Annotated in this window: 18 protein-coding genes; 13 read left to right on the top strand and 5 right to left on the bottom strand. The window is 54.2% G+C overall.

What is annotated here, in order from left to right:
- Positions 1-102: 102 nt before the first annotated feature.
- From glyA to R2K28_RS13365, 4 genes are read left to right on the top strand one after another with little or no spacing between them, the layout of a single operon-like run.
- Complete coding sequence (gene glyA, locus R2K28_RS13380) at positions 103-1,359, top strand: serine hydroxymethyltransferase (protein ID WP_316365065.1); 1,257 nt, start codon at positions 103-105, stop codon at positions 1,357-1,359.
- A 10-nt stretch (positions 1,360-1,369) separates the two neighbouring features.
- Complete coding sequence (nrdR, locus tag R2K28_RS13375; protein ID WP_316365064.1) at positions 1,370-1,882, top strand: transcriptional regulator NrdR; 513 nt, start codon at positions 1,370-1,372, stop codon at positions 1,880-1,882.
- Positions 1,879-3,006 carry a bifunctional diaminohydroxyphosphoribosylaminopyrimidine deaminase/5-amino-6-(5-phosphoribosylamino)uracil reductase RibD gene (gene ribD, locus R2K28_RS13370; RefSeq protein ID WP_442871399.1) on the top strand — a complete coding sequence of 376 codons (1,128 nt, stop codon included), beginning with the start codon at positions 1,879-1,881 and terminating at the stop codon, positions 3,004-3,006. The genes nrdR and ribD overlap by 4 nt, the downstream gene beginning before the upstream one ends.
- A 2-nt stretch (positions 3,007-3,008) precedes the next feature.
- A complete protein-coding gene (locus tag R2K28_RS13365; protein WP_316365063.1) occupies positions 3,009-3,674 on the top strand; it encodes a riboflavin synthase in 666 nt (221 codons plus the stop codon).
- A gap of 12 nt (positions 3,675-3,686) precedes the next feature.
- On the opposite strand, the gene R2K28_RS13360 is transcribed toward R2K28_RS13365, so the two are convergent.
- Positions 3,687-4,406, bottom strand: coding sequence for a spondin domain-containing protein (locus R2K28_RS13360; RefSeq protein WP_316365062.1), 720 nt, complete (start codon positions 4,404-4,406; stop codon positions 3,687-3,689).
- 205 nt (positions 4,407-4,611) lie between these two features.
- Here R2K28_RS13360 and ribBA point away from each other — a divergent pair, with 205 nt between their 5' ends.
- The 6 genes from ribBA (at position 4,612) to R2K28_RS13330 (ending at position 9,052) form a co-directional block, all read left to right on the top strand.
- Positions 4,612-5,727: a bifunctional 3,4-dihydroxy-2-butanone-4-phosphate synthase/GTP cyclohydrolase II gene (ribBA, locus tag R2K28_RS13355; RefSeq protein WP_116445374.1), complete on the top strand. Its 1,116-nt coding sequence runs from the start codon at positions 4,612-4,614 to the stop codon at positions 5,725-5,727.
- Between the two features lie 107 nt (positions 5,728-5,834).
- A complete protein-coding gene (gene ribH / locus R2K28_RS13350; RefSeq protein ID WP_116445375.1) occupies positions 5,835-6,305 on the top strand; it encodes a 6,7-dimethyl-8-ribityllumazine synthase in 471 nt (156 codons plus the stop codon).
- On the top strand, positions 6,305-6,736 hold the full coding sequence (gene nusB / locus R2K28_RS13345) for a transcription antitermination factor NusB (RefSeq protein ID WP_316365060.1): 432 nt from the start codon (positions 6,305-6,307) through the stop codon (positions 6,734-6,736). Before ribH ends, nusB begins: the two co-directional genes overlap by 1 nt.
- Positions 6,737-6,890: 154 nt before the next feature.
- Positions 6,891-7,883 carry a thiamine-phosphate kinase gene (gene thiL / locus R2K28_RS13340; protein ID WP_316365059.1) on the top strand — a complete coding sequence of 331 codons (993 nt, stop codon included), beginning with the start codon at positions 6,891-6,893 and terminating at the stop codon, positions 7,881-7,883.
- A 39-nt stretch (positions 7,884-7,922) separates the two neighbouring features.
- Positions 7,923-8,408: a phosphatidylglycerophosphatase A family protein gene (locus R2K28_RS13335; protein WP_316365058.1), complete on the top strand. Its 486-nt coding sequence runs from the start codon at positions 7,923-7,925 to the stop codon at positions 8,406-8,408.
- Complete coding sequence (locus R2K28_RS13330; RefSeq protein WP_316365056.1) at positions 8,405-9,052, top strand: retropepsin-like aspartic protease family protein; 648 nt, start codon at positions 8,405-8,407, stop codon at positions 9,050-9,052. Before R2K28_RS13335 ends, R2K28_RS13330 begins: the two co-directional genes overlap by 4 nt.
- 76 nt (positions 9,053-9,128) lie before the next feature.
- Here the strand turns inward: R2K28_RS13330 and folE2 are convergent, their stop codons facing one another.
- From folE2 to R2K28_RS13315, 3 genes are all read right to left on the bottom strand, one after another.
- The gene (gene folE2, locus R2K28_RS13325; protein WP_116445378.1) at positions 9,129-9,947 is read right to left on the bottom strand and encodes a GTP cyclohydrolase FolE2; all 819 of its coding nucleotides are present in this window, start codon (positions 9,945-9,947) and stop codon (positions 9,129-9,131) included.
- 500 nt (positions 9,948-10,447) lie between these two features.
- Positions 10,448-11,350: a (2E,6E)-farnesyl diphosphate synthase gene (ispA, locus tag R2K28_RS13320; RefSeq protein WP_316365053.1), complete on the bottom strand. Its 903-nt coding sequence runs from the start codon at positions 11,348-11,350 to the stop codon at positions 10,448-10,450.
- Complete coding sequence (locus tag R2K28_RS13315) at positions 11,337-11,576, bottom strand: exodeoxyribonuclease VII small subunit (protein WP_116445392.1); 240 nt, start codon at positions 11,574-11,576, stop codon at positions 11,337-11,339. The genes ispA and R2K28_RS13315 overlap by 14 nt, the downstream gene beginning before the upstream one ends.
- Positions 11,577-11,782: 206 nt before the next feature.
- Here R2K28_RS13315 and parE point away from each other — a divergent pair, with 206 nt between their 5' ends.
- The 3 genes from parE (at position 11,783) to R2K28_RS13300 (ending at position 15,054) form a co-directional block, all read left to right on the top strand.
- The gene (gene parE, locus R2K28_RS13310; protein WP_316365049.1) at positions 11,783-13,669 is read left to right on the top strand and encodes a DNA topoisomerase IV subunit B; all 1,887 of its coding nucleotides are present in this window, start codon (positions 11,783-11,785) and stop codon (positions 13,667-13,669) included.
- A 27-nt stretch (positions 13,670-13,696) separates the two neighbouring features.
- Complete coding sequence (locus tag R2K28_RS13305; protein WP_316365047.1) at positions 13,697-14,275, top strand: hypothetical protein; 579 nt, start codon at positions 13,697-13,699, stop codon at positions 14,273-14,275.
- A gap of 332 nt (positions 14,276-14,607) precedes the next feature.
- On the top strand, positions 14,608-15,054 hold the full coding sequence (locus tag R2K28_RS13300) for an SCO family protein (RefSeq protein ID WP_316365045.1): 447 nt from the start codon (positions 14,608-14,610) through the stop codon (positions 15,052-15,054).
- Here R2K28_RS13300 and ppx read toward each other — a convergent pair.
- Positions 15,033-16,544 (bottom strand): exopolyphosphatase, encoded by a 1,512-nt coding sequence (gene ppx / locus R2K28_RS13295; RefSeq protein ID WP_316365043.1) that lies wholly within the window; start codon positions 16,542-16,544, stop codon positions 15,033-15,035. The genes R2K28_RS13300 and ppx overlap by 22 nt on opposite strands.
- Between the last annotated feature and the right edge of the window lie 46 nt (positions 16,545-16,590).

Here is a 16,590-nt window from a genome sequence, read left to right as displayed (position 1 = left end):
CCGATAGGGATGGCCTGAACTGTCAGGTCATCGAATAGCACAGGACTCAGACGCCATATTTTGCTATATTTCCGCCCTTCCACTATGGCCGGAGAGATCGAGATGTTCAAAAAAAGCATGCAAATTCAGGGTTATGACGACGAACTTTGGGCAGCCATAGAGGCGGAGGAGCGACGTCAGGAAGAGCATATCGAGCTGATTGCGTCGGAAAACTATACCAGCCCCAGGGTTATGCAGGCCCAGGGTGGGGTGATGACCAATAAATATGCCGAGGGGTATCCCCACAAGCGCTATTACGGCGGCTGTGAATATGTGGATGTCGCCGAGCAATTGGCCATCGATCGTGCCAAGGCGCTGTTCAATGCTGACTACGCCAATGTACAACCCCATTCCGGCTCCCAGGCCAATGCCGCGGTCTATATGGCGTTGTGTGAACCTGGGGACACCATCCTTGGTATGAGCCTGGCCCATGGCGGACATCTGACCCATGGCGCCAAGCCCAACTTCTCCGGAAAGATATACCATGCGATCCAGTATGGATTGAATCCCGATAGTGGTGAAATCGACTACGATGAGGTCGAGCGCCTCGCCAAAGAGCATAAACCGAAAATGATCGTGGCAGGTTTCTCTGCCTATTCGCGTGTGGTCGATTGGCAACGTTTTCGCGATATCTCAGATGAGGTGGGTGCCTATCTGTTTGTGGATATGGCCCACGTGGCCGGTCTGATAGCCACTGGACACTATCCCAGTCCAGTGCATATTGCGGATGTCACCACCACCACAACCCACAAGACCCTGCGCGGACCCCGTGGCGGACTGATCCTGGCCAAGGCCAATCCGGAGATCGAAAAGAAGCTGAATTCATTGGTCTTTCCAGGCACCCAAGGCGGCCCGCTAATGCATGTCATTGCGGCCAAGGCGGTGGCCTTCAAAGAGGCGATGGAGCCTGAATTCAAGGCCTATCAACAGGATGTTATCGAGAATGCGCGAGCCATGGCCAAGGTCTTCATGGAGCGGGGATATGATGTGGTGTCCAAGGGCACCGATGACCATCTTTTCCTGGTCAGTTTCATAGAGGCGGGGTTGACCGGCAAGGATGTGGACGCCTGGCTTGGCGCGGCGAACATCACGGTGAATAAAAATGCCGTACCCAATGATCCTCAATCGCCATTCGTCACCTCCGGGATCAGGGTCGGGACCCCAGCGGTTACAACCCGTGGCTTCGGTGAGAAGGAGTGCGTGGAGCTGGCGGGTTGGATGTGTGATGTCATCGATAGCCGGGGCGACCAGACGGTCATTGACTCGATTAAGACAAAGGTGCTGGAAATCTGCGCCAAATATCCCGTCTACAGCGGTTAATTTTTAAAAAATGCGTTGTCCATTCTGCGGGGCCCAGGATACAAAAGTTATCGACTCCCGATTCGCGGGAGAGGGCGATCAGATCCGCCGGCGTCGCGAGTGTACGGTCTGCAAGGAACGTTTCACTACCTATGAGACAGCCGAACTCAATCTGCCCTGGGTGGTGAAACAGGACGGCAGCCGGGTCCATTTCGATGGTCGAAAGCTGCGTGCAGGAATGACTCGCGCCCTGGAAAAAAGGCCAGTGAGTGCCGAGCAGATGGACGCTGCAATCAATCACATCACGCGTAAATTGATGGCTGGCGGTGAGCGGGAGGTGGCGTCGCTGGCGATCGGTGAACTGGTGATGGATGAGTTGAAGCGGTTGGACCAGGTCGCCTATGTCAGGTTTGCATCCGTCTATCGTAAGTTTGAGGATGTGAATGCCTTTCGCGAAGAGATCGAGAGATTGGAACAACAACCCAGCCCGGAAGAGCTTCGGCGACAACTTGATCTGTTGCGTGAAGAGGAAAAAAAGCGTTGAACAGCGCCCTCGACCAGGGTTACATGGCGCGGGCGATTCAGCTTGCCAAACGCGGTTGGTATAGCACCCACCCCAATCCCCGTGTCGGCTGCCTGATCGTCAAGGATGGCGAGGTCATTGCGGAGGGTTTTCACCGACGTGCCGGGGAACCCCATGCGGAGCGAAATGCCTTGGCCGACGCAGGTGTAGCTGCCAGAGGGGCGACACTCTATGTGACCCTGGAGCCTTGCTGCCATCAAGGCAGGACACCGCCATGCACCGATGCCCTTATCGAATCAGGTGTAAAACGGGTCGTAGTGGCGATGCCTGATCCCAATCCCCTGGTGGCTGGGCGCGGCATGGAGCTGTTACGTCAAGCCGGTATTCAGGTCACTGAAGGGGTAATGCGATCCCAGGCGGAAGCACTGAATCCCGGTTTTATCAAGCGCATGACCCGTGGACTCCCCCTTATCCGATGCAAAATGGCGATGAGTCTGGATGGCCGTACCGCCATGGCCGATGGCGAGAGTCAGTGGATAACCTCGCCTGCTGCCCGGGCGGATGTGCAAAGGTTACGTGCCCAGAGCGCGGCCATACTCACCGGTGTCGGTACCTTGTTGGCCGATGACCCCGGCATGAATGTCCGCCTGTCCGGGAGGGAACTGGGTCTTGATCAAGATGTCCCGGTTCCACATCCGGTGCGGGTGGTATTGGACCCTGAACTCGCCACCCCGGTGGACGCTAAGATGTTAGGCCTGCCAGGCCCAACGCTGATTATCTGTAGTGGCGAACAACCCCTTCACGGTGCTGCATTGGAGAGCGCAGGCGCGCAAATTGTAAGGCTGCCGGGTGACGAGCAGCGGCTTGATCTGCAGCAGGTAGTGCGTTATCTGGGGGAACAGGAGATCAATGAGGTGCTATTGGAGTCAGGGGCGACCCTGGCTGGTGCGATGCTGGAACAGGGCTTGGTGGACGAGCTGATTGTCTATCAGGCGCCGCACCTGATGGGAAGCAAGGGGCGCGGTCTGTTCCTGCTTCCGGATATATCCCGAATGGCCGATCGAATCCCACTGCGGGTTACAGATTTACGCCAGATCGGTCCGGATATCCGGATAACCGCAAAACTTAGTGGACCAGGGGACTGATCATGTTTACCGGTATTATCCAGGCAGTCGGATCGATCGCTGGCATAGAGCCAAGACAGGGTGATCTGCGCTTGACGATCGGGGCTGGTCAGCTCGATATGAGCAACGTGGTATTGGGCGACAGCATTGCCACCAACGGCATCTGCCTGACAGTGATCGACTTGTCAGGGGAGGGCTTTAGTGCAGATGTTTCGCGGGAGACCCTCTCTCTCACCACCCTAGAGAAACTGCGACCGGGCAGCCCGGTGAACCTGGAGAAGGCGTTGACCCTGAGTACGCCCCTGGGAGGGCACTTGGTCAGCGGGCATGTGGATGGGGTGGGCCGGGTGGCGGAACGGCGGGATGATGCCCGATCGATACGTTTCAGGATCGAGGCGCCGGCTGCTTTGGCACGCTATATCGCACCTAAGGGATCGATCTGTGTGGATGGTGTGAGTCTCACGGTGAACGGGGTGGATGGGGCTTGTTTCGATTTGAATATCGTCCCCCACACCCTGCAGCAGACCATCATGGAAAACTACCGGGTCGGCAGCGAAGTCAATCTGGAGGTCGATCTGGTCGCCCGCTATCTGGAACGCTTGATGTTGGGCGAGCTGGAAACGAAAAACAGTGCCTCGGGGGTGACCGAGACACTGTTGAAAGAGCACGGTTTTATACGGAATCCTTAGCCAATCTATAATCTAATCGTCTTCGTTGACACGGATTACCAAACGCGCCACAGGCCCCTGCCAGGTATGTACCCTGGCGTCCAGGTCGCTGTCACCACCCGTTGGGTCACTATCTCCCGTTACGCCCCGATGGATATGCACGGCCGGATTGTGATCCGCTGCCACTGTGGGACTACCGCCACTACCGGCATTACCACCTGGGTCGGCTGGAATCCCTGGTGCGCCAGGGGCACCACCACCGGTGATGATTTCATCATTCGCCTCGGTGCCGGCATCATAACCGTGCAGATAGTAGGTGTATGTCCCCTTCTTCTTGGGAACCCTCAAACTGTCGAGGCCGACAAACCCATCATTGGTGGGAAGCAACATTCCCACCACCGAGAGAAATCGGTTTCTTTTTCTGGGTCTTTCGATGACTGCCTCAGCGGTGGCGCCCGGCGCCAGCAGGCCGGAGGCCGGGTTGGCAACGTATTCGCCACCTGAGGCTTCGACATCAGCGATCAGGCCATCGATGTTGCCGCCCTCGGCCATCGCTTGCAGGTTGGCCGATGCCGCTGTGCCAACCTCGAACAGGTCGGTATGGCGATTGTGGGTGGCCACCAGCAGGGGGGTAAAATATATGGCGTTGGTCAGATTGGTGATCTCCACACTTATTTCACGGTCACTCGCCAAACTGTTTGCCGAGAAAAGTAAACTCACAGATGCTGCCAATACGGTCAGGCTCTTTTTCATGATCATCTCCTCACTTGGGTATTACGGTTGGTGATTGTTACTGTGTATGAGAGTCTGAACCGCCAACCTCCCTTTCAGATCACGAAATCTTCACAAATGCATCACGCTGGACAGGCGTGGCATCGGCAGGTGAATTTCGGATGCCCTGAACATATTGCTCTGTTAGAATAAGTGGTTAACTTTGAACAAAATTCATGGGTAGTACATGGCGCTTAACACCACACAAGAGATCCTTGACGACCTTAGGCAGGGTAAGATGGTCATTATCATGGACGATGAGGATCGTGAAAATGAAGGTGACCTGGTCATGGCGGCGGAGTGTGTAACACCCGAAGCCATCAACTTCATGGCCCGTTATGGGCGCGGTCTGATCTGCCTGACATTGACCAAAGAGCATTGCAGCCAACTGCGACTGCCATTGATGGTCACCACGGATGATGAGCTTTCGGCAACCAACTTTACCGTCTCAATCGAAGCGGCAGATGGCGTGACCACAGGTATCTCAGCGGCCGATCGATCCACTACCATACTCGCTGCCGTGGCCCCCGACGCCAAGCCCCAGGATCTGGTCCAGCCAGGACATATCTTTCCATTGATGGCTCAGCCCGGTGGTGTGTTGGTGCGTGCCGGGCATACCGAAGCTGGATGCGATCTGGCGCGTCTTGCGGGCCAATCGCCGGCGGCGGTGATTGTTGAGATCCTCAACGAAGACGGCACCATGGCGCGTCGGGCAGACCTGGAAAAATTTGCCGAGGACTTCGACTTGAAGATCGGCACCATTGCCGATCTGATCCACTATAGAGTGAAGAATGAGACCACCATCGAGCGGGTGAGTGAATGCAACTTCCCTACTCAGTATGGTGATTTCCGCCTGGTTGCCTACCAGGATGTGGTGGACAACGAACTCCATCTGGCGGTGGTCAAGGGTCATCCCTCAGCAGATCGACCCACTCTGGTAAGGGTGCATATGCAGAACAGCCTATGTGATCTGTTTGAAGCAAAAATCGGTGAATGTGGATGGCCGTTGCGCAGTGCCATGAGTATGATCGGCAAGGAGGATGAGGGTGTCATCGTGGTACTGAGAAATCACGATACGGCTCGGGAGATCGTACAGAGGATGATTGACATGCAAGCTGTGGATGATTCACAGAAAAAGTTTGTCAAGAACGACAATAGCAAGGAGCTGCGAACCTATGGTGTGGGGGCGCAGATTCTATTCGATCTCGGGGTAAGAAAGATGCGGGTATTGAGTGCACCCAAGAGTATTCATGCCCTGTCCGGATTCGATATGGAAGTTACCGAGTATGTGGCGGGAAAGTGAGCCGGTAAGGTCAAGTGCTTAAGAATATGCGGTGTATTGAACGGACACTGACTATAGTTAGGTGTGAAGAGTAAGTATCAGTTGTTTAAATTTCAGGGTAGTAATAGATGAGTATAAAGACAATCGAAGGGGCAATGACTGTCAAAGATGCACGCTTCTGTCTGGTGGTTGCGCGCTTTAACAGCTTCATTGTTGAGAGTCTGCTGGATGGGGCCGTGGATACCCTGAAGCGACATGGTGCCAATGAAGACGACATTACCCTGGTGCGGGTGCCGGGTGCTTTTGAGATGCCGCTGGCGTTGGAGAAGCTGGCGGCGAAGGGTGAATACGATGCTATCATCGCGCTGGGTGCCGTGATACGTGGGGGCACACCTCATTTTGAATATGTTGCCGGCGAATGCGTGAAAGGCATGGCACAGGTGACTTTGAAACATGGTGTCCCGATCGCGTTTGGCGTTCTCACCGTGGATACCATTGAACAAGCCATTGAGCGTGCCGGGACCAAGGCTGGAAACAAAGGCGCAGAAGCAACCCTGTCTGCGATTGAAATGGTTAACCTGTTACGCCAGATCGGTTGATGAGTGAAAAACGCAGCCAAGCGCGCAAACATGCTGTTCAGGCGATCTATCAATGGCAGATAGCCGGACAGGATGTGGCTGATATCATCAATCAGTTTCTCGAGGAACAGGATCTCAAGAGTTTCGAAATTCCCTACTTTCAGGATCTGATGAAGGGTGTGCCAAGCCATCTGGTGGAACTGGATGAACTGCTCAAACCCTCCCTGGACCGGGCCATCGAGAGTGTGGACCCGGTAGAGCGTGCCATTCTGCGTCTGGGTGTCTACGAATTAAGCCACAAGCCGGAGATCCCCTATCGCGTGGTGATCAACGAGGCGGTGGAACTGGCCAAGGTGTTTGGTGCGGAACAGGGTCATAAATTTGTCAATGGTGTACTCGATCAGGTGGCAAAGAAGGTACGTACTGTGGAAGTGAAAGTGGGTCGAAGCTAGGGCCTTCAGTCAGCTATTCCTTAACTAGTACAGTCCCTGGTCACTACCACTTCCCATCTTCTTTGAGCTTGGTACTGGTGTAGCAAAGCACCCTCTTTTTCTTCAATCGCTTGAAAGTTACACTGGCAGTTTACTGGAGATAACAGCCACCCTAATGAGCAAGCGTCACCCTATCGCTGAATTCGACCTTATCAATGACTATTTTGCCGACATGACATCGCAACGCGGTGATGTGGTGTTGGGTGTGGGTGATGATGCTGCACTGCTGCGGGTGCCTCAGGGGATGGATCTGGCGGTGAGTGTGGATACCCTGATCGCCGGTGTGCACTTTTTTCCCGATATCTCGCCGGTGAATCTTGGCTATAAGGCCCTGGCGGTCAATCTCAGTGATTTGGCTGCCATGGGTGCTGAACCAGCCTGGTCCACCCTGGCGCTGACACTCCCCGAGGTGGATGACTTTTGGCTCAGGGAGTTCTGCCGGGGATTCGCCGAGCTGGCAGGGCAGTATGAGCTGCAACTGGTGGGGGGGGACACCACTTCCGGACCATTGAGCATCACAGTCCAAGTGCATGGTCTGTTACCCATGGGTAAGGGCCTGACCCGTGGCGGTGCGCGAGTGGGAGATGAAATCTATGTGACAGGTACCCTTGGTGATGCTGCAATGGCCCTGGATTGTAAGCATGCATGGGCTGACCGGAGTGATCTGCTGCCGCTTATAGAGCGCCTCGAAAGGCCGACTCCAAGGGTCGAGGCAGGTCTGGCCCTGCGTGGGCTTGCCAGCAGTGCAATCGATATCTCTGATGGCCTGCTGGCGGATCTGGGGCATATTCTGCAATCGAGTGGGGTAGGTGCCAGCCTGGAACTCGATAAGATCCCCTTGTCGTCTCCGGTTGCCGCCAATCTCCAGGGGGGAGAAGAGTGGGAGATCATAATAGCGGGTGGTGACGACTATGAGCTCTGTTTCACCCTGCCAGCGGAACATCGCGACCAGGTGGCCGCGATCTCGCGGCGAAGCGGTGTCAATATGACACCCATTGGTATCATTGAGGCGCAGCGGGGATTGCGCTGTCTCCAAGAGGATGGATCTTTATGGACGACTGAGCGTACGGGTTACGAGCATTTCTCGAGCCGGGGCGGAGAAACCTGAGTATGTTTCAGACGCTGGCACCAGGGATGGATCTTATCCATGCATGAAGAAGAAGTGATGCCTGACATGCGCAAGCCGGTCCATCTGCTTGCGTTCGGATTTGGCAGCGGTCTGCTGCCCAAGGCGCCTGGCACCTACGGTACCCTGGTCGGGATACCACTCTATCTGTTACTCCAGCCCCTCTCATTGCTACTCTACTCACTCCTTGTTCTGCTGGCATTCGTCGCCGGTGTGTGGATCTGTCAGCGAACTTCTGACGATCTGGGTGTACATGATCATAGCGGCATCGTATGGGATGAGATCGTCGGCTACCTGGTTGCGATGGCAATCGCTCCGGCTGGCTGGGCATGGATTGCGATTGGGTTTTTGCTGTTTCGAGGGTTTGATATCCTTAAACCCTGGCCTATTCTCTGGATTGACCGGAGAGTGAAAGGCGGATTGGGTATCATGCTGGACGATGTTGTGGCAGGACTCTTTACCGCAGGCACTATCTTGCTACTCAACCTGACAGGATGGTTCTCATGAGAAAAGGCTGTTTCATGTTACTGCTTTTGGCTGCAATCTATCCTGCCCAGGTCTTTGCTGTCGATCAGATCGTGGTGGAGGCGTTGTTCACTGACAAGGCAATGGTAACCATTGACGGTGTCAGAAGGCTGCTGAAACTCGACAAACCATCCCCTGAGGGGGTACGGCTGATCTCTTCAAACAGCAAGGAGGCGGTGATTGAGGTGGAAGGAGAGCGTAGAACCTATCCCCTTGGCGGGCATATCACCACCCGCTTTTCCAAACCTGATCTGGTGACCGCCAAGGTATGGCGAAACCAGGCCGGGGCCTATACCACGGTGGGCACGATCAATGGCAGGACGGTCAATTTTATGGTCGACACCGGCGCTACAGCTGTCGCCATGCATGCCAATCAGGCCAAGCGTCTGGGTATATCCTACAAGCTGGATGGCAAGCGTATCATCGTGAATACAGCGAGTGGTACTGCAAATGCATATGATGTCACTCTCGACAGAGTGCAGGTAGGGGAGATCACCCTGAATAATGTGAGAGGGTTCGTGATCGATACCAACGGTCCTGCCCGCGTGCTGTTGGGGATGAGCTTTCTCAACCGGGTCAAAATGGAGGACCAGGGGGCAGTGCTGCTGCTGGAAAAACGTTTCTGACTTACAGCTATGCTTGACGCTGTGCGGTGGGTGCGGCGAGCCGCACCCTACACGAGTGAAGGGCGGCCGATCGGGATTACACGGGATCGGTCGTCTTGTCCCTTTCGATCAAGGCATAGGCCGAGTGGTTGTGGATGGATTCGAAATTCTCCGACTCCACCACATAGGCGCTGATACGATCTTCACGATTCAATTGCACGGCAATGTCCCGCACCATGTCCTCGACGAATTTCGGATTGTCATAGGCGTGTTCGGTGACGAACTTTTCATCCGGTCTTTTCAGCAGGCCGAAGAGTTCACAGGAGGCCTGTTTCTCCACCATGTCAATAATCTCTTCGATCCAGATAAAGCCGACGGTGCGTGCCTGCACAGTGACATGGGAGCGTTGATTGTGCGCGCCGCGGTCGGAGATCTTCTTCGAACAGGGGCAGAGGCTGGTTACCGGAACCACGACCTTGATGTCAATGATGGGTGTACCCCCATGGATCTCGCCAATCAGGGTTACATCGTAGTCAAGCAGGCTCTTTACACCTGAAACCGGTGCCGTCTTATTGATGAAGAAGGGGAAATTCATCTCGATATGGCCCGACTCCGCCTCCAGTCGATCAGTCATCTCCGCCAGCATATCCTTGAATGATCCCACCGTAACCTCAGTCTCATGGCTGTTCAGGATCTCCACGAACCTGGACATGTGGGTGCCCTTGAAGTTATGCGGGAGATTGACGTACATATTGAAGTTGGCAATCGTGTGCTGCTCGCCCTCGCTGCGGTCCCTGATTCGCATGGGGTGGCGAATGTCTTTGATACCCACCTTGTTTATGGCTATTTGGCGTGTATCGGCACTGTTCTGCACATCGGCTATTTGTGAACCGCTGAGCGGTGTCTTGTCGAGCATGTTATTTATTCCTGCCCCACCTTCTGGTGCGGACGTGTGAAAAACATTGATTCAAGGTTATCGTCACCACAGCTCGGGGACAACTGATAGAACATCAGGTATTTACAGCTGAATCATCGTATTCAGGACTGGATTGTGATCGTTCCCCAGGAATCATCCGGGTCGAACGAACAATTATCTCTAAAACCACTATCTGGAGTCAAACCGTCAGGATTTAATGGGATGCCATCACAAATCTTATTTAGCATTTATAAAACAATTGGTTAGCAATTCAAGTGTGATTTCGCGATGGTGCCGTGCTGAAGGCGGGCAGCTATTACAGTTTGAGTTTTTAGTTTTAAGTTTTGAGTTTTGAGTTATTTGAGCCAGGTTTGTGTTTATTTGGTTAGTTTTAGCCACATGGGAAGTTTAACAAGAATACTTTAGAGAGCAGTGAGCGAAGTGAACTCATCCACTCAAAACTCAAAACTTTTATATGTCTAATAGAATAGTTTTATAATTCAGTAGGTTCTGGCTGTTATGTAGTGTGCAATCCAGCGCAGGGGATCGGCCTCGCTGTCGAAGTCATCCAGGCTGTGCAATGCCTCCTGTATGAGAGTTTGTGCTTTCTCCTTCGAACCACTGAGCCCGAGAAGTGAGGGATAGGTCGGTTTCTCCTGGGCCAGGTCCTTGCCTTTGGTCTTTCCCAGGGTCTCGGTATCGCCCTCCACATCCAGGATATCGTCCTGAATCTGGAAAGCCAGTCCAATGCATTTGGCATAGTGATCCAGATGCTGAGTGAGCTTTTTATCGGCGCTTGGATCGAGCAGCGCACCCAGACGTACCGCAGCCCGAATCAATGCCCCGGTCTTGTGGATATGCAGATTCTCCAGTTCCGCCAGGTTGAGATCCCGCCCGACCGCCTGCAGATCGATGGCCTGACCCCCGGCCATGCCGCGAGAGCCGCTGGCCCGTGCAAGTGCCTCCACCATTGCGAGCCTGATCTGGGCATCTGCCTGCATGCAGGGATCGCAACAGAGGGATTTGAAGGCCAGGGATTGCAGGGCATCCCCAACCAGGATCGCTGTGGCCTCGTCATAGGCGCGGTGACAGCTGGGTTGATTACGTCTCAGGTCGTCATCATCCATTGCCGGCAGATCATCATGTACGAGTGAATAGGCGTGGATCAATTCAACAGCACAGGCAGGGGCGTCAAGCCTCTCCCTGCTGACATGCAACGCCTGTCCGGCTGCGAACACCAGGATCGGCCGGATACGCTTGCCACCATTGAGGGTGGCATATCGCATGGCCTCATGCAGACGCGTAGGCAGGGTGGTGGATGGGGGGAGAAGTCGCTCCAGGGCCTGCTCGACACGCTGTTGGCACTCGTCGGTGAAGGCCTTCAGGCCGTCATTCATGGTCATCGGAGAAGGATTCCAGTTCGGCGTCCTGGGTCTCACCGTTAAGGATGCGAACCTTCTGTTCAGCCTCCTGCAATGACGCTTGGCAGATTCGGGTCAGGGCAACCCCTCGTTCAAACGATTTCAAAGACTCCTCGAGGGATAAATCGCCCTGTTCCAGAGATTCTATGAGGCCTTCCAGCTCCTTCATCGCCTCTTCGAATGGGGGTGTTTTCTGTTTTCTTGCCACTTTTGCTATCACTGTAATATACGGCTTCCGCGGAAGCTTTGGTCTCAAGGGTAAACTTACCTACCCCAGATGCAGTGGTCAATGATAGCGACCAACTCATCCTCCGCCGACAGGAGGGGTAACTCATCATCGAGACTCGCCAGCACTCTCCCAGGTGTGTAAACTCCGGCCGTTGAAAACCATTTGCATAGGATCGACAAAGTAAGATGAGTGGTAGCTACGACGCTTCTGATATCGAAGTCCTCAGCGGCCTTGAACCGGTGCGCAAGCGACCTGGGATGTACACCGATACCACCCGGCCCAATCATCTCGCCCAGGAGGTTATCGACAACAGTGTGGACGAAGCGGTTGCCGGCTTTGCCAAGTCGATCGAAGTCACCCTCTACAAAGACGATTCCCTGGAGGTGGTGGATGACGGTCGCGGGATGCCTGTGGATGTCCATCCCCAGCAGGGAGTGCCGGGGGTCGAGGTGATCCTCACCAAACTCCATGCCGGCGGCAAGTTTTCCAATAAAAGCTATCGCTTTTCAGGTGGCCTGCATGGGGTCGGTGTATCTGTTGTCAACGCCCTTTCCAAACATCTGGAGGTATGGGTACGACGGGATGCCAAGGAGTACAACATGGCCTTTGCCGATGGGCATAAGGTTTCTGACCTGGAGATTGTGGGTAAGGTGGGACGTAACAACACCGGCACTCGCTTACGCTTCTGGCCGGATCCGGGCTATTTCGACTCCTCTCGTTTCTCCACTCGCCAATTGCGCCATGTTCTGCGGGCGAAAGCGGTACTCTGTCCCGGCCTGAAGGTCTCATTCTTCGATGAGAAAAGTGGCGAAAAGGAGTCATGGGTCTACCAGGATGGCTTGAGAGACTACCTGCTGGATGCCTTACAGGGGCTGGAGAAGATCCCTCAAGAGGGGTTTGTCGGAGAGATGTCAGGGAACACCGAAACCGCTGCCTGGGCGGTCGTCTGGCTGCCTGAGGTGGGCGAGCTGGTGACCGAGAGCTATGTCAATCTGATTCCCACCTCCCAGGGAGGAACCCATGTGAACGGCCTGCGCACAGGCCTCACCGATGCGGTCCGAGAGTTCTGCGAATTTCGCAATCTACTGCCCCGCGGAATCAAGCTGACCCCGGAGGATGTATGGAACCGGGTTTGCTATGTACTATCCGTCAAGCTGCAGGATCCGCAGTTTTCCGGCCAAACCAAAGAGCGTCTATCTTCCAGGGAGTGTGCTGCCTTCGTATCCGGGGTGGTCAAGGACTCGTTCAGCCTGTGGCTGAATCAGCATACGGATGTGGGTGAGCAGATTGCCGAGATGGCGATTACATCCGCACAGAGTCGCATGCGTGCCGGGCGCAAGGTGGCCAGAAAGAAGGTGACACAAGGGCCGGCGCTACCGGGCAAGCTGGCCGATTGCAGCTCTGTGGATCCGAGCAGAAGCGAGCTGTTTCTGGTAGAGGGCGATTCAGCCGGGGGATCGGCAAAGCAGGCGCGGGACCGGGAGTTCCAGGCGATCATGCCGCTGCGGGGTAAGATCCTCAATACCTGGGAGGTGGAGCATGGCGATGTGCTGGCCTCACAGGAGGTGCATGACATTTCCGTTGCCATCGGGGTTGAGCCCGGCAGCAGTGACTTGTCGAATCTAAGGTTCGGTAAAATCTGTATCCTGGCCGATGCGGATTCCGATGGGCTGCATATCGCAACCCTGTTGTGTGCGTTGTTTCTGCGTCATTTCAAGCAACTAGTGGAACAGGGACATGTCTATATAGCTATGCCGCCGCTGTACCGAATTGATGTGGGAAAACAGGTCTTCTATGCATTGGATGATTCGGAAAAGCAGGGAGTGTTGGACCGCATTGAAGCGGAGAAATTACGCGGTAAGATCAATGTGCAACGCTTTAAAGGTCTGGGTGAGATGAATCCATTGCAGCTAAGGGAGACGACGATCCATCCTGATACCCGTCGCCTGATCCAGTTGACCATAGAACATGGAGATAGCACAAACCGTGTCATGGATATGATGCTGGCCAAGAAAAGGGCGTCTGATCGTAAAAAATGGTTGGAAGACAAAGGGGATTTGGCAGAGATATAACGATTATTTTGAGACCGAGAGATGACTTTGAATAGACAACAATTTTTTGGCAAGAATAATTTACAACTGCGCAACGTTCTGTTGTTTCTTGCCCTGGTCTTCGCCTGTGGTTGGTTAAAACCTGCATACACGGCTGATTTCGAACCGCTTGATGAGATGGCCCTCATGAGTCTGAAAAAGCACTCGAAGGCCATGCAGCAGTTGGCACCGCAACTACGGGTTCAATTAAGAAGCGTGCGTATGAATATGAAGTTCGATGTCAGGGAGATCCACAATATCGAGCGCAGCATTGGAAAGGCGCTAAGCGATGTCGAGCGTATGCTCGCAATGCATAATACAGATCGTGTCAACTCAATCAGAGCCCGATTTCTGGTAGATGATCTTCGCCGTAAAGCCGCAGCCCTGACCCAAGGCCTGGCACACGTAACCCTGCGGGTTGCGAAAAAATACGGCGTTACGGACCAACAAGAGATCAACGACATTCAGCTGAGTGAGGAAGACGCTCAGCTGCTATCCCTGCTTAGGGACTATAGCCAACTGGTCAACCAGAGTTTGCAATTGGTGTCGGGTATGGTCGAGGAAGAGTCACTACAACCGACACAGTGACCATCCAAGCGTCGATTCGGCTACCAAAGGGCAGTGATTTGCCATATATCAATGCTCGCCTTGTGAACACCATGCATCATTGCGTCCTTTAGCTGCCACATCATCGTGATGAACCGGCGGCAGATGACCACAGCATTCGGGTGATAGAGTTTTTTAAAATGCAGAGAATAGGACTTTATTTGGCCATCGTAGCGGCGGGTGGTGTGCTCGCATGGCTACTTTTGTTCTGGAACCCCGTCACTGATGAAGGGCATGTTGCAATCAACCCAACACTTGCCACAGAGCCAAAAGGAGGGGATTTTTCCTTAATATCTTCCCGCGGACCTGTCGCATTGAGTGATTACCGCGGCAAGGTGGTATTGCTCTACTTTGGCTATACCTGGTGTCCTGATATCTGCCCAACCAATCTTGCCTTGATAAGTACCACCTTGTCTGCCATGGATGATAGGGAGCGTGAACAGATACAGCCACTGTTTATCAGTGTCGATCCTGATCGGGATACACCGCAGCGCCTGAAGGAGTATGTGGAGTATTTCCACCCTTCACTGATGGGTCTGACCGGCAGCGCAAGTGAGATCGATGAGATTGTCGCACGCTATGGTGCTGCCTACCGTATCGTGGACAAAAAGGTTGATGGACCCTATGTGGTCGATCATACGGCGGATACCTACATTATCGATAAACAGGGCAAACTGGTACGCAGGATGGCCCACGGATCCAGTGCCGAAGAGATACTCGGCGCACTGGGTCCGCTGCTTCAGGAAAACCTGAGTAGATAACCCGCGGACTCCAGATAGCTGGCTTCCTGCTCCAGCTCCTTTCTCGTCAATGGATGGTGAGCGATCCACTCTTCGGGAAAAACCAGGGATATCTTGTGATCTTCGACCTCAAGTCTGGGTATGGGCTTGGCAACCGTGGAGCGTGCCCGATGGGTCAATACCGAGAGTCTGAGCAGAATGCAGAGCAGTTTGGTACAGCTCACCACATCTTTTGGGAGTGCCTCGAATATAGCTGTCGGAAATTTTCGCCGATGTCCTCTGACCAGGGCCGCGAGAACCTTTTGCTCTTGCAGGGAAAAGCCGGATAGATCAGATTTTTCCAGTAGATAGGCGCCGTGTTTCTGGAATTGGCTATGGGAGACGGTCAGACCTATCTCATGTACTTTCGCCGCCCAAGATAGCATCGCTTCATAGCGCGGTTCCTCTAGATTCCAGGCCCGTTTGGCCTGTTCGTGGAGGGCCAGGGCGGTTGCTTTCACCCGCTCAACCTGATCCTCATCCGCGTCATAGCGGCGCATCAGGGTTTTCAGGGTGCGCTCACGGGCGTCCTCCTCCTGGCCGCGTCCGACCATGTCGTATATCAAGCCTTCCCGCAAGGCCTCGGAGGAGACTTCCATATGTTCGATGCCGATCTGCTCGAAGACGGCCGAGAGCACGGCCAAGCCACCGGCAAAAACCGGTTTTCTCTCTTCAGACAACCCTTTCAATGAGAGCTTGTCGATGTTGCCTGCATCGATCAATGCCCGTTTCAGTCGTTGCAGGGATTCGCAGCAGATCCCGGTCTTGTTCCAACCCTGCTGCAGGATCACGTTACCAATCGATTTTATACTGCCCGAACTACCGATTGCCCGGGTCCAATCCCCATCTCTGAATTCATATCTCACCGGCCGGATTTCCAGGCTACAGGCAAGCTCCGCATCACGCATGGCCTGTGCTGTTATATTACCGTCAGCAAAGAATCTACGGCTTATACTGACACACCCCATATGCAGACTCTCCCGCTCATGAGGTTGATAGCCCTGGCCGATGATCAGCTCGGTACTGCCGCCACCGATGTCCACGACCAAGCGTGTTTCATCTCCTGCAGCAAGTCCATGTGCCACCCCAAGGTAGACCAGCCGTGCCTCCTCCCGTCCGGCGATAATTTCTATAGGATGCAGCAAGGCCTTTTCCGCAAGACCGTGAAAATTGTCATCCGCATGGATCTGGCGCATGGTGTTTGTGCCGACGACACGAATATTTTCAGCCGGCAGGGGACGCAAGCGTTGTGCATATCGCCCTAAACACTCAAGGGCACGCTCGGCTACGTGGGGTTTGAGGCGCTTGTCTGCAGTCAGGCCCTCGCCGAGTCTGACGGTATCTTTCATTCTGTCGATGATCTGCAGATGGCCCTCGATGACCCGTGCAACGATCAGGTGAAAACTGTTTGAACCGAGGTCAATGGCTGCAATCGCTTCATCAAGATTGGCCTCTGGGATCTGTTCCTGCATCTTCTATGTTGACTCCAAATACTCTGAAAAAGGATCTTTAGCGTTT

It is taken from the genome of Candidatus Thiodiazotropha sp. CDECU1, from assembly GCF_963455295.1.
GTDB lineage: Bacteria > Pseudomonadota > Gammaproteobacteria > Chromatiales > Chromatiaceae > Thiodiazotropha.
Note: the sequence above shows the minus strand (reverse complement) of the source record. Positions and strands in the feature narration are given on the sequence as shown.

Excerpts from the sequence above, each read along its gene's own strand:
- nusB (WP_316365060.1), top strand. The coding sequence starts at position 6,305 with ATGAGTGAAAAACGCAGCCAAGCGCGCAAACATGCTGTTCAGGCGATC.
- folE2 (WP_116445378.1), bottom strand. The coding sequence starts at position 9,947 with ATGCTCGACAAGACACCGCTCAGCGGTTCACAAATAGCCGATGTGCAG.
- glyA (WP_316365065.1), top strand. The coding sequence starts at position 103 with ATGTTCAAAAAAAGCATGCAAATTCAGGGTTATGACGACGAACTTTGG.
- R2K28_RS13335 (WP_316365058.1), top strand. The coding sequence starts at position 7,923 with ATGCATGAAGAAGAAGTGATGCCTGACATGCGCAAGCCGGTCCATCTG.
- thiL (WP_316365059.1), top strand. The coding sequence starts at position 6,891 with ATGAGCAAGCGTCACCCTATCGCTGAATTCGACCTTATCAATGACTAT.
- R2K28_RS13330 (WP_316365056.1), top strand. The coding sequence starts at position 8,405 with ATGAGAAAAGGCTGTTTCATGTTACTGCTTTTGGCTGCAATCTATCCT.
- R2K28_RS13360 (WP_316365062.1), bottom strand. The coding sequence starts at position 4,406 with ATGAAAAAGAGCCTGACCGTATTGGCAGCATCTGTGAGTTTACTTTTC.
- ppx (WP_316365043.1), bottom strand. The coding sequence starts at position 16,544 with ATGCAGGAACAGATCCCAGAGGCCAATCTTGATGAAGCGATTGCAGCC.
- ribBA (WP_116445374.1), top strand. The coding sequence starts at position 4,612 with ATGGCGCTTAACACCACACAAGAGATCCTTGACGACCTTAGGCAGGGT.
- R2K28_RS13365 (WP_316365063.1), top strand. The coding sequence starts at position 3,009 with ATGTTTACCGGTATTATCCAGGCAGTCGGATCGATCGCTGGCATAGAG.
- parE (WP_316365049.1), top strand. The coding sequence starts at position 11,783 with ATGAGTGGTAGCTACGACGCTTCTGATATCGAAGTCCTCAGCGGCCTT.
- ispA (WP_316365053.1), bottom strand. The coding sequence starts at position 11,350 with ATGACCATGAATGACGGCCTGAAGGCCTTCACCGACGAGTGCCAACAG.
- nrdR (WP_316365064.1), top strand. The coding sequence starts at position 1,370 with ATGCGTTGTCCATTCTGCGGGGCCCAGGATACAAAAGTTATCGACTCC.
- ribH (WP_116445375.1), top strand. The coding sequence starts at position 5,835 with ATGAGTATAAAGACAATCGAAGGGGCAATGACTGTCAAAGATGCACGC.